Origin of the sequence: Flavobacterium agri (assembly GCF_013401995.1) — a bacterium.
Lineage (GTDB): Bacteria > Bacteroidota > Bacteroidia > Flavobacteriales > Flavobacteriaceae > Flavobacterium > Flavobacterium agri.
The window spans coordinates 190,843-202,663 of sequence record NZ_JACBJI010000007.1; the positions used below are offsets into that span (position 1 = coordinate 190,843).

Below are 11,821 nucleotides of genomic sequence, written 5' to 3' on the forward strand. Positions count from 1 at the left end.
CAGAAAAATTGTATCGGAACATAATTTGAGAATCGATGTCCGAAAATCAAAAATAACCAAATAAGAACAACACAACTCCTAAGGAAAACAAAATATGAACATCAATAAATTTACCATCAAATCGCAGGAAGCCTTGCAGCAATCGCAACAGATCGCGCAATCGCTTGGCCAGCAGCAAATAGAGAACGAGCACATCCTCAAAGGGATTTTTGAGGTTGATGAAAATGTGGCTCCATTTCTTTTGAGCAAACTCGGCGTCAACGTGAATTTGTTCCGACAGATTCTCGATTCCACAATAAGCAATTTCCCGAAAGTTTCAGGCGGAGATCTTCAATTCTCACGTGAAGCCGCTAAAACGCTCAACGAAGCCGAGATTATCGCCAAGAACATGAACGACGAATTCGTGTCGATCGAGCATTTGGTACTGGCAATCTTCAAATCTTCGAGTAAAGTTTCGCAGATTTTGAAAGACCAAGGTGTCACCGAAAAAGGCCTCAAGGCTGCAATCGACGAATTGCGCAAAGGCGAGCGCGTGACTTCCGCTTCGGCCGAAGAAACCTATAATTCGCTTTCCAAATACGCCAAAAACTTAAACGAATTGGCGCGTACGGGCAAGCTCGATCCTGTAATCGGGCGCGATGAGGAAATCCGTCGTGTGTTGCAGATATTGACACGTCGTACAAAGAACAACCCGATGCTCGTCGGTGAACCCGGCGTCGGTAAAACCGCGATTGCAGAAGGTTTGGCGCATCGCATCGTAGACGGTGACGTGCCCGAAAACCTCAAAGACAAAATCATCTACTCGCTCGATATGGGCGCGCTGATTGCAGGAGCGAAATACAAAGGCGAATTCGAGGAACGGTTGAAATCGGTTGTAAAAGAGGTTACGACTTCTGAAGGCGACATCGTTCTGTTTATCGACGAGATCCACACACTTGTAGGAGCGGGCGGAGGAGAAGGCGCGATGGATGCGGCCAACATCCTCAAACCGGCTTTGGCACGAGGTGAATTGCGCGCCATCGGAGCGACGACTTTGGACGAATACCAGAAATATTTCGAAAAAGACAAAGCACTTGAGAGACGTTTCCAGAAAGTCATGGTTGATGAACCGGATACCGAAAGCGCGATTTCGATCCTTCGCGGTATCAAGGAGAAATACGAAACCCATCATAAAGTACGCATCAAGGACGAGGCGATCATCGCGGCCGTAGAATTGTCGCAACGCTATATTACGAACCGTTTCCTTCCGGACAAAGCCATCGATCTGATGGACGAAGCCGCGTCGAAACTTCGCATGGAAATCAATTCCAAACCCGAAGAACTTGATGTGCTCGATCGTAAAATCATGCAATTGGAGATTGAAATCGAGGCCATCAAACGCGAAAACGACGAGAACAAACTCAAGATTCTCGGAATGGATCTCGCGAATCTCAAAGAAGAGCGCAACGAGATTTTCGCCAAGTGGAAATCGGAAAAAGACGTCGTCGACAGTATCCAGAACGTCAAGACCGACATCGAGAACTTCAAAACCGAAGCCGAACGTGCCGAACGCGACGGAGATTACGGTAAAGTGGCCGAATTGCGCTACGGAAAAATCAAGGACGCACAAGTTCAGTTGGAACAGTTGCAATCGCAGTTAGCCGAAAACCAACGCGGAACTTCACTCATAAAAGAAGAAGTGACGCGCGAAGATATTGCCGAAGTCGTCGCCAAATGGACGGGCGTTCCCGTGATGAAAATGATGCAAGGTGAACGCGAGAAACTGTTGCATCTCGAAGAGGAATTGCACCGACGTGTGGTCGGTCAGGAGGAAGCGATAGAAGCGATTTCCGACGCCGTGCGCAGAAGCCGCGCAGGATTGCAAGACGTCAAAAAACCGATAGGCTCGTTCCTGTTTTTAGGTACGACAGGTGTCGGAAAGACCGAATTGGCAAAGGCTTTAGCCGAATATCTGTTCGACGACGAGAACGCAATGACCAGAATCGACATGAGCGAGTATCAGGAACGCCACAGCGTAAGTCGTTTGGTAGGCGCGCCTCCGGGTTACGTCGGATACGATGAAGGCGGACAACTGACCGAAGCCGTCCGTCGCAAACCCTATTCCGTAGTATTGCTGGATGAAATCGAAAAAGCGCATCCCGACACGTTCAACATTTTATTGCAAGTCTTGGATGAAGGACGTTTGACCGACAACAAAGGCCGCCTCGCCGATTTCAAGAATACGATCATCATCATGACTTCGAATATGGGAAGCGCGATCATACAGGAGAAATTCGAATCCCGAAACTTCGGGATTAAAGGTTCTGTAGAAGCGGCGACCGAAGCGGCCAAAGAAGAAGTACTTGGTTTGTTGAAGCAAACCGTGCGTCCCGAATTCATCAACCGCATCGACGAAATCGTGATGTTCACGCCTTTGACTTCAGACAACATCAAGCATATCGTAGGGCTTCAACTGAAAAGTATCACCAAAATGCTCGCGCAGCAACAGATTACGCTCGATGCGACGCCCGAAGCCATCGATTACCTTTCGCAAAAAGGCTACGATCCGACTTTCGGCGCTCGTCCGGTGAAACGGGTGATCCAGCGCGAGGTGTTGAACAAATTGTCGAAGGAAATCCTTTCGGGGCAAATCAAGACCGACAGCATCATTTTGCTCGACAGCTTCGATGGCGAATTGGTTTTTAGGAATCAGACGGAACTCGCCAATAAGAAGTAATAGTGATTGGTGAATAGTAGTAAATAATGAATAGTAAAAACGCCGTCGGAAATGTCGGCGTTTTTTTTGTGATGAGACGATTTTGCGAAATCGTTTTCAACACGCGCAATTTTTATACAAATGCTTGCGTTTCAACAAAAAACGTCCCTATGCAATCAAACAACATTTTCAGGATCGGAACCGCATACGACCTTACCAAAGTCGTGGGTTCTTCTTATTTCATCGCGCTTGCTTTGGCCAATGGCATCGGAATGCTCATTAACTCCAAATTCGGCATTTTCGATTTTCTATTGCTGATCGCCGTGGCCATGCCGCTCGTGATCAACCGCAATTGGTTCTACCAGTTTTTCGGGTTCACGAACGTATTGCTCTGGCTTGTGCTCGCCGTTGCCGTAGTTTCTAAAATACGCGTGATGGAAACGACAGATTTCCTGATCGGATTGGGATTGTCGCTTTCATCGATCGCTTTCGGCCTTGTGCTGATTTATTCGGGCATGTACGGCCAGTCGCGAAATTGATCGCTTTCGAATAATTTTTTCATATATAAAAAAACGTCCCGATTTTGTGTCGGGACGTTTTGCTTTTTATCGGGTTCGGAAATCAATTTTTCATGTTCTTCATTTCCTTCTCGATCATATCGTAGAACTGGTCGATCTTAGGCATGATCACGATTCTCGTACGACGGTTGATCGCGCGGTTGTCGGCCGTGTTGTTGTCTACAAGCGGAATGTATTCGCTGCGTCCGGCGGCGATAAGCTGTTTGGCAGGAACGCCAAGGTCTTTCGTCAATACGCGGATGATGGAAGTGGAGCGCTTCACGCTCAAATCCCAGTTGTCGAGCAATACGCCGTTTGAGATGTAAGGCACGTTGTCTGTATGTCCTTCTACCATACATTCGAAGTCTGGCTTGCTGTTGATGACTTTAGCTACTTTTGAAAGCACTTCTTTGGCGCGGTCGCTTACATTGTAACTTCCTGATTTGAACAGAAGTTTATCGGAAATCGAAATGAAAACGACTCCTTTTTCAACATTCACCTGGATGTCCGGATCGTTGATACCGACCTCGCGTTTCAAACTTGTCACCAACGCCAACGTCACGCTGTCTTTTCTCGTCAACGCATCTTGGAGACGTGTGATCTTCAAGTCTTTTTCCTTCATGCTCTCGAGTGATTTCTCAAGGTTTTCGGCACCTTTAGACGATAAGGTCGTGATGTTGCCCATGTTGTTGATCAAATCGGCGTTGTTCTTTTTGAGGTAGTCGATCTGACTGCCCAAAGATTCTTTTTCGGCAAGACAAGTGTTGAGTTTTACGGTCGCCGTATTGAGCAAATCCTGGATTTCCTTATTTTTAGCTTCGCATTCGGCTAACTTTTTCTTCGTTCCGCACGACGTCATCAAAACGCCGACAACAGATAATGCGAGGAGGACTTTTTTCATAAGATTTCTATTTTTTGTCGTTTTTACAAATTTAGCCCATTACCCATTTTAGGCTCGAACACTTAAGCATAAACTATTGTTAAAATAACTGTTTAAATGTCTTCTTGCGCTCAAGGAAATACGCAAATACGATGTTATTTAACTTAAAATAATTGGATTTTTGTAAATATTGGCGCTTTAAATAATTTATCCTCAACATTTTATAAAAAGCGAAATGAGCCGATGCGACGGCCCAACATTGTGCAGGTTTGCCTTGCGTCAAAAATCGGATTCCCGCTATGCCATCAAGGCACAATCGGATGAAAATTGTCGAGAATAATGTATTTGATGGAAGGTTCTTGACCAACATCAATAGCGAATTGCGGAAATTAAGGTGGATTTTCCTTGGGCTCCCTTCGCTCAACGTCGCACCACCTACATGAAAAACAGTGGAAGAAGCGACATATTTGGTTGTATGTCCGGCGTTGAAAGCACGCCAGCACAGATCGATCTCTTCCTGGTGCGCGAAAAAATCGGCATCGAAACCGCCAAGTTCGTCGAATAGTTTTTTACGGATGAAGAAACACGCACCCGACGCCCATAAAATCTCACAATCATCGTCGTATTGACCTTCGTCTTTCTCTAAAGTGTCGAACAGTCTGCCACGACAGAACGGATAGCCGTAACTGTCGATAAAACCTCCGGCGGCCCCGGCATATTCAAAATATTCCTTTCTCTTAAAATCTCGGATTTTGGGCTGGATGATCGCCGTTTCGGGTTCTTTTTCAAAAACCGAAAGAATAGGGGAAAGCCAGTTTTCTGTCACTTCTATATCCGAATTCACGAGCACGTAAATATCGGCGTCGATGCTTTTGAGCGCTTGGTTGTATCCGCCTGCGAAACCCATGTTGGTCGGATTCTGGACGATTTTTATATCGGGATAAGCCGATTGCACGAAAGCCACCGAATCATCGGTAGAAGCGTTGTCGGCCACCCAAATCTCGGCTCCTTGCGAATATTCGGCCACCGAAGGCAGGAATTGCTCGAGCAGCTTCTTTCCGTTCCAGTTGAGTATGACGATGGCTGTTTTCATGGTTGTTGAACCGGGATTTCCTTGAGAAAGATATAGCGTTTTTTTTCGTAATCCATAGAGCAGAAATAATGCGAGAGTCCGTTGGTCACCATAAGATAACGCGCATTCATCTCGATATTGTAACGCGCGATCTGGTCGAAGGTCTGCTGGTTGATGGTCACTTCGGGCGCTTTACATTCCACGAGCAGGAAAATCGACCCGTCCGGATTGAAAACCACGGCGTCGTAACGCTTGGAAAGCCCGTTAACCTTGAGCAGTTTTTCAACATTAATCAGCGATTTTGGGTATTTCTTGTCCTGAAGCAGGAATTGCACCACGTGTTGGCGTACCCATTCCTCGGGAGTCAATACCACGAATTTGCGTCGCGTCTCGCAAAAAATGGAAACGCGTCCGTCTGTATTGCGAAAACGGAACGAATACGGATTGAAATTCAACGCAAGCATGGACGCAAAGTAACGAAATTGCACACGAAAAGCCTAAGCGTGGGATTGCAGGAAAAATACCTATTTCTAGGGATTGTGAAATACCGGGTATGGGATTACTTTGCCGCCGCGACCGCGATTGTGTGGTATCTTTTGCCGTCGCATTTGGCTCCCTGGCTTCGGTTGGGGAGTTTTTTGTGTAAACCTTCAAAATTGATCATGTGAATATTGGGGTTCGATGAGATTCCTCCTTCGTCGGAATCCGCAAATATCAAACCATCACGCTTTCCAATACCGTCGGGAATCGCTACTTTTGGAAACCTCAAACCAAACTGTGCGTTCTATGGATGAAGCGGTAAAAATCGTCAACGACATCAAAGCCGGAAAGATTGCCCCTGTCTATTTCCTGATGGGAGAGGAGCCGTATTACATCGACAGGATTTCGAACTATATAGAGGAAAATCTGCTTACCGAAGAAGAGAAAGGCTTCAACCAAACCGTCGTTTACGGACGCGACGTTTCTATGGAAGACGTGATTTCGTCTGCCAAACGTTATCCGATGATGGCCGAAAGACAAGTCGTCATCGTAAAGGAAGCGCAGGAATTGGCCAAAAACATAGAAAAACTCGAGCATTACGCCGAGAATCCGACGCCGTCTACGGTTTTGGTTTTCTGCTACAAATACAAAACCCTCGACAAGCGCAAAAAAGTCACCAAAAACCTCGAGAAGCACGGACTGGTTTTCGAAAGCGCCAAACTCAAGGATTACCAGATCGCATCGTGGATCGAACGCGTGCTGAAAGGTAAGAATTACGGTATAGAGCCCAAAGCCGCGGCCATGCTTGCCGAATTCCTGGGCACCGATTTGAGCAAGATATCGAATGAGCTCGACAAGCTGCAGATCATCCTTCCGAAAGGCACGACAATCAATACCAAACACATCGAGGACAACATCGGTTTCAGCAAAGATTTCAACGTATTCGAATTGCGCAAGGCCATAGGCGAAGGCAACAAATTCAAGGCGTTCCAGATCGCGAAATATTTTGCCGACAATCCGAAAGACAACCCGATGGTCGTCACAACGAGCCTCGTGTTCCAGTTCTTTTCCCAATTGTTGCAATATCACGGGCTTAAAGACAAGAAGCAGGCGGCATCGGCACTAAAAATCAATCCGTATTTCGTAAAGGATTATGAGGCGGCGGCCAAGAATTTCCCGATGAAGAAAGTCAGCGGTATCGTCAATACTTTGCGCGGTATAGATGTGAAAAGCAAAGGCGTGGGCGCAAACCTCGATCAGGAAGATTTGCTCAAGGAAATGCTCGTAAAGATTTTCGACTGATTATTTACGCAACGTCATCGCGCCTCCTGCAATCGCAACGATCGCTCCCAAAATGGCCGAAAACATTCCCGTCGTATCTTTCTTTCCGAAGAAATCCTTGATCTCGGATTCGGTCGTATTCATGTGGTTGATGCCGTATGCGATCAGGCCGATGCCGACGATCAGCAACACAATCCCTATAACTTTAGCGGTTTTCATGATTTCGTTTTTTCCAAAGATGATCAAATCGGGAGCGTATTATCTTATAAACAATTAAAAGATGTTTGTAAGATTAACCGATGCCACGAGTGTAACTTGTACCTATGAAACGCTATGGCAACAAAAACGGTAATGCCGGTGTGGTGGCTTACGAAACCGGAAAGGATTTCATAAAGCTGCTGTTTCGCGACCGTGCCGAAGTGTATACGTATAGCGAGCTTTCGGCCGGTAAGTCGAATATCGAGCGAATGAAACGACTGGCTCAAAGCGGCGAAGGACTTACCACTTTCGTGACGCGCAATGTGCACGACAAATACGAAAAATAGAACCGAAAACCATCATTTATATTCAAATACGCCTTCCGCTTTTGTATCGTACACCAACAGACTACAGGACCATTTTCAGTGCCATGCCCGGCGCGAGCGGTCTTATTCTGCCAAACGCTCCGGAATTTACGATTGTGGCTTCTACGCAGGAATTCGCCGATTTTGCGGGTGCCGAAATGGACGATTTCATCGGAAGCAGTCTTTTCAAATATTTTCCCGACAATCCCGATGCGCCTTTGGTTTCGGGCGACATACGCGCTTCGTTGGCCAAATGCCTCGCGACAAAGCAAAAGAACGAATTGCCGGTACAGCGTTACGATTTGGTGCTTGCAGACGGGAATTTCCACGAAATGTACTGGACCGTGATCCATACGCCGATCCTCGACGAAAAAGGCGAAATCGCGTTTATCATCCATACGGCGATAAACAAGACCGACACGATTACGGCCGAACTTCGCGCCAAAACCATAAAATCCATAGAACCCGCGTACAATCTGTTCAAACAATCGAATACGGCCATCCATATTTTTATGGGAGATGATATGACGGTGAGTTTCGCCAACGACCAGACGCTCAAATTCTGGCGCAAGGACAAAACCGTTATCGGAAAACCGTTGCTTGAGATTTTTCCGGAACTCAAGAATCAGGATTATCCGCGCATTATCCGCGAAGTAAGGGAAACCGAGACTGCTTATGTGGTCAATGATAAAAAAGCGGTGCTCGAATTCGACGGCGAGCTCGAAACCATCTATATCAACCTGATCCTGCAGCCTTTTTACGACCATCTGCAAACTAAAGCGGTAGGCGTCGTGGCCATGGTAACCGACGTGACCGACACGCACAACAGTCGCCTGGCGCTCGCCGAAAAGGAAAAATCGCTGGAACTTGCCGTAGAGATTGGTGATTTGGGCGTTTTCAGCATCGATCCACAAACCAATATAGTAAACTGTTCGCCCCAAATCATGGAATGGTTCGGGATGCAGCGGCCGACATCGGCTTTGGCCGAACTCCTCAAGAAAATCCACCATGACGATGTACATGAGGTCAATGAGACGTTGCGCAATGTAGGAAAAGATAACCTTAGACACGACATCACTTTTCGGGTAGCAAACCCGGTGAACGGAGAAATGCGGTTTTTGCGTTCCATCGGTCAATTGCAGATGGAAGACGGTAAGCCGATAACGCTTTCTGGAATTATCCAGGACATCACGAACATCGTGCGTTCCAAATTCGATGTAGAGCAGAGTGAGCAACGTTTAAGAAGTTTTATACAAGCCGCTCCGTTTCCGATCGGGATTTACGTAGGACGCGAAATGCGTGTCGAAATGGCCAACAAAGCACTTACCGATGTGTGGGGAAAAGGTCCGGACGTTATCGGAAAAACCTATTACGAGTGCCTTCCTGAACTTGCAGGAACCGGAGTTTATGAAAATCTTGATTCCGTTTACGTTACGGGTAAACCGTATAATGCGCACAATCAATTGGTGAAGCTTGTCGTCGATGGGAAACTGCACTCGTTTTACTTCAATTATAGTTTTACGCCTTTATTCGATGCAAGCGGAAACGTTTACGGCGTCATGAATACAGCCGCCGATGTGACCGATTTGAACCTCGCCAAGAAAAAACTCGAGGAAAGCGAATACCGTTACCGTCTTCTTATTGAAGAATCATCTGTAGCCACGGCACTTTATTTGGGCCGGAACCTTGAAATCAAGTATGCCAACGACATCATGCTGGCCTATTGGGGCAAGGACAAATCGGTCATCGGGAAAAATCTCGACGAAGCCGTTCCCGAACTTCAGGGCCAGCCTTTCATCGGATTCCTGCAACAGGTTTTCGATTCGGGTAAAACCTATGTCGGCGTCCGTGAAAAAGCCGTACTCGATCTGGGTGATGGGCTTGAGGAATTTTATTTCAATTTCACGTATAAGCCTTTACGCGATGCGGCCGGAGACGTTTACGGCATCCATCACATGGCGATAAACGTGACTTCGGAAGTATTGGCGCAAAAACAAGTCGAAGAAAGCGAGCGAAATTTCCGCAACATGATACTGCAGGCGCCGGTCGCGATGTGCCTGCTTCATGGCGAAAAACATGTGTTCGGGACGGTCAACCACATGATGGAAGAACTCATCGGACGCCCCGCATCTGAACTCGAAGGCAAGCCTCAATTCGAGGTAATGCCTGAACTTCAAGGCAGCGGTGTGGAGACGATTTTGCGCGAGGTATTCGAAAAAGCCGTTTCGTATGTGAGTGAGGAACAGGAATTCCATTTTCTTCGCGGATCAGATTTCGAGCAGGTTTTCGTGCGCTACATCTACGAGCCGATGTTCGACGCTTCGGGAAAGGTAGAAGGCGTGATGGCAGTAGCTTCAGATGTAACGCAACAGGTTCTCGCGCGCAAAAAGATCGAAGAAGTCGTCGCAAACCGCACCCGTGAACTTGCCGAAGCGAATCTGTTGCTCCAAAAATCGAACGCCGAACTCGAGCAATTCGCGTACATCGCTTCCCATGATTTGCAGGAACCGTTGCGCAAGATCAGCTTGTTCGTGCAAATGCTCGAAACCAGTCTGGGCGAAATCAACGATAGGGCAAAACATCAAATGGAACGCATCAACAATTCGGTCGGGCGCATGACGAGCCTTATCCGAGATATTTTGGGATTCTCGCAACTTTCGCGCAGTCATGATCCGCTCGCGAAAATAGATCTCGATGCGATCTTTAACGAGGCGATGGCCGATTTCGACCTGATCCTACAGGAAAAAAACGGCACGGTCACGGCTCAAGATCTTCCTGAAATAGAAGCCATACCGTTGCAGATGTTGCAGCTTTTCCATAACCTGATCTCGAATTCACTCAAATATTCACGATCAGATGCGCCGCCTGAAATCAGGATTGTGGCGTCTAAAGCCAATCGGGAAGAAATCGAAAGAAACAGGTTGCCCGAAATCCCGTCGGGTTATTGCAAATTGTCGTTCCGCGATAACGGGATCGGTTTTCGTCAGGAATATGCCGATAAGATTTTCCAGATTTTCCAGCGCCTTCACGGAAAGACCCAATTCGAAGGAACCGGAATAGGCCTTGCCATGTGCCGAAAGATCGCCGAAAACCACAAAGGCGTGATTTATGCCGAAGGGCATGAAGGTTCGGGTGCTGAATTTATAGTGATTTTGCCTTTTGCGCAATAAGGTAATCGTTACAAATCGTTTTGGGTAATGCGCACGTCCGCAACTAGTTTGCCTTTTTTGTTCACATATTCGTAATGTACGACTTCGATCCCCATGCGTAAGATGCTCGGAAACATGCGTCTCAGGTTCGGATCCTGGATGATTTCTTCGCGCACGAGATCGAGTGTGCCTTCGGTTGTTAACGCATCGGCCAACTCATCGGTCACTTCTACGGTATACACCAATTCGTTTTTCTCGTTTACGTCTATGCGGGTCACGCTGGTTCCGGCTTCTTTATCGACGATGGGAAGGTTTTGGTTCATCATGCGAAGCGATTCTTTCATGTCGGGCGCGAGTCTCGACTTGCTTCCGGGTATGGGTTTGCCCGAGTTGGCGTTGAAAAACCGCGATTTATCTTCGGTAAGCGCCACGATCTGGCTTTTTCCGAGCACTTTATTGAGGATTTCCGTACCGTCATTTGCCATATAAATGACTTGGAATTTGACGCCTTCGTCGAGCAAGGATTCCGAATCGGGAAGCTGTTTGACCATTCCGGCGAGCATCGCAGGACCGACTTTGTTGTAGGTAGGTTTGTCTACCTCGTCGGGATAGGCATTGAGTACGAACGATATTTTGATGGTGTCGTTACTCGCTTCGGCTTCGGCATTGCGAAACACCTCGTTGCGTATCTGGGGCGATAATTTGTTAAATTCGATTACGGTAGCGCGTATGCGGTCATCCTTGCTTTTCATGCAACCTACCATCGTCAGGCACGTCGCTCCCCATGACCAAACGGCAAATATCTTTTTTCTCATCTAGATTCGACTTGTTGCGCAATATATCCAAAAAACCGTAACTTCAATCGTGATTCAAAAAGGTTTCGGCACTTGCTTTCCAGATTATTTGCCGATATTTGCGCTTCCAAAAAAGATGTATGAAAACGAATAAAAATACCATACTCGGCTGGGCGTCGTTCATTATGGTGCTTATGGGCTTGCTGCTCATCGGGCTCGGGATTTTCCGTTACGACGACGTGGCCGGATGGGGCTTCGGAGCCGTCGGTCTCGGCTTCCTTGCCAACGCCTGGGTATTCAGCTCGCTTAAAGGCCGCGTGTAACATTCCTAATTCGATAATTATTTAACC

Annotated in this window: 11 protein-coding genes; 6 read left to right on the top strand and 5 right to left on the bottom strand. The window is 47.2% G+C overall.

Features of this window, described 5'->3' with window-relative positions:
• Positions 1-94: 94 nt before the first annotated feature.
• The gene (gene clpB, locus HZF10_RS15445) at positions 95-2,716 is read left to right on the top strand and encodes an ATP-dependent chaperone ClpB (RefSeq protein ID WP_176007128.1); all 2,622 of its coding nucleotides are present in this window, start codon (positions 95-97) and stop codon (positions 2,714-2,716) included.
• 149 nt (positions 2,717-2,865) lie between these two features.
• Positions 2,866-3,234: a hypothetical protein gene (locus HZF10_RS15450; RefSeq protein ID WP_176007129.1), complete on the top strand. Its 369-nt coding sequence runs from the start codon at positions 2,866-2,868 to the stop codon at positions 3,232-3,234.
• Between the two features lie 82 nt (positions 3,235-3,316).
• On the opposite strand, the gene HZF10_RS15455 is transcribed toward HZF10_RS15450, so the two are convergent.
• From HZF10_RS15455 to HZF10_RS15465, 3 genes are all read right to left on the bottom strand, one after another.
• Complete coding sequence (locus tag HZF10_RS15455) at positions 3,317-4,153, bottom strand: OmpA/MotB family protein (RefSeq protein WP_176007130.1); 837 nt, start codon at positions 4,151-4,153, stop codon at positions 3,317-3,319.
• A 79-nt stretch (positions 4,154-4,232) separates the two neighbouring features.
• Entirely contained in the window at positions 4,233-5,225 is a 993-nt protein-coding gene (locus HZF10_RS15460; RefSeq protein WP_176007131.1) for a glycosyltransferase family 2 protein, read from the bottom strand.
• A complete protein-coding gene (locus tag HZF10_RS15465) occupies positions 5,222-5,668 on the bottom strand; it encodes a type I restriction enzyme HsdR N-terminal domain-containing protein (protein WP_176007132.1) in 447 nt (148 codons plus the stop codon). Before HZF10_RS15465 ends, HZF10_RS15460 begins: the two co-directional genes overlap by 4 nt.
• A gap of 322 nt (positions 5,669-5,990) precedes the next feature.
• Here HZF10_RS15465 and holA point away from each other — a divergent pair, with 322 nt between their 5' ends.
• The gene (gene holA / locus HZF10_RS15470; RefSeq protein WP_176007133.1) at positions 5,991-6,986 is read left to right on the top strand and encodes a DNA polymerase III subunit delta; all 996 of its coding nucleotides are present in this window, start codon (positions 5,991-5,993) and stop codon (positions 6,984-6,986) included.
• Here holA and HZF10_RS15475 read toward each other — a convergent pair whose 3' ends face one another.
• On the bottom strand, positions 6,987-7,184 hold the full coding sequence (locus HZF10_RS15475) for a DUF3185 family protein (RefSeq protein WP_176007134.1): 198 nt from the start codon (positions 7,182-7,184) through the stop codon (positions 6,987-6,989).
• 104 nt (positions 7,185-7,288) lie between these two features.
• Here HZF10_RS15475 and HZF10_RS15480 point away from each other — a divergent pair, with 104 nt between their 5' ends.
• Positions 7,289-7,510, top strand: coding sequence for a hypothetical protein (locus tag HZF10_RS15480; RefSeq protein ID WP_176007135.1), 222 nt, complete (start codon positions 7,289-7,291; stop codon positions 7,508-7,510).
• A gap of 83 nt (positions 7,511-7,593) precedes the next feature.
• The gene (locus HZF10_RS15485) at positions 7,594-10,698 is read left to right on the top strand and encodes a PAS domain-containing sensor histidine kinase (protein WP_176007136.1); all 3,105 of its coding nucleotides are present in this window, start codon (positions 7,594-7,596) and stop codon (positions 10,696-10,698) included.
• Between the two features lie 8 nt (positions 10,699-10,706).
• On the opposite strand, the gene HZF10_RS15490 is transcribed toward HZF10_RS15485, so the two are convergent.
• Positions 10,707-11,492 (bottom strand): hypothetical protein, encoded by a 786-nt coding sequence (locus HZF10_RS15490; protein ID WP_176007137.1) that lies wholly within the window; start codon positions 11,490-11,492, stop codon positions 10,707-10,709.
• A 119-nt stretch (positions 11,493-11,611) separates the two neighbouring features.
• On the opposite strand from HZF10_RS15490, the gene HZF10_RS15495 reads away from it, so the two are divergent.
• Positions 11,612-11,794: a CAL67264 family membrane protein gene (locus HZF10_RS15495; protein WP_176007138.1), complete on the top strand. Its 183-nt coding sequence runs from the start codon at positions 11,612-11,614 to the stop codon at positions 11,792-11,794.
• The last annotated feature ends 27 nt before the right edge of the window (positions 11,795-11,821 follow it).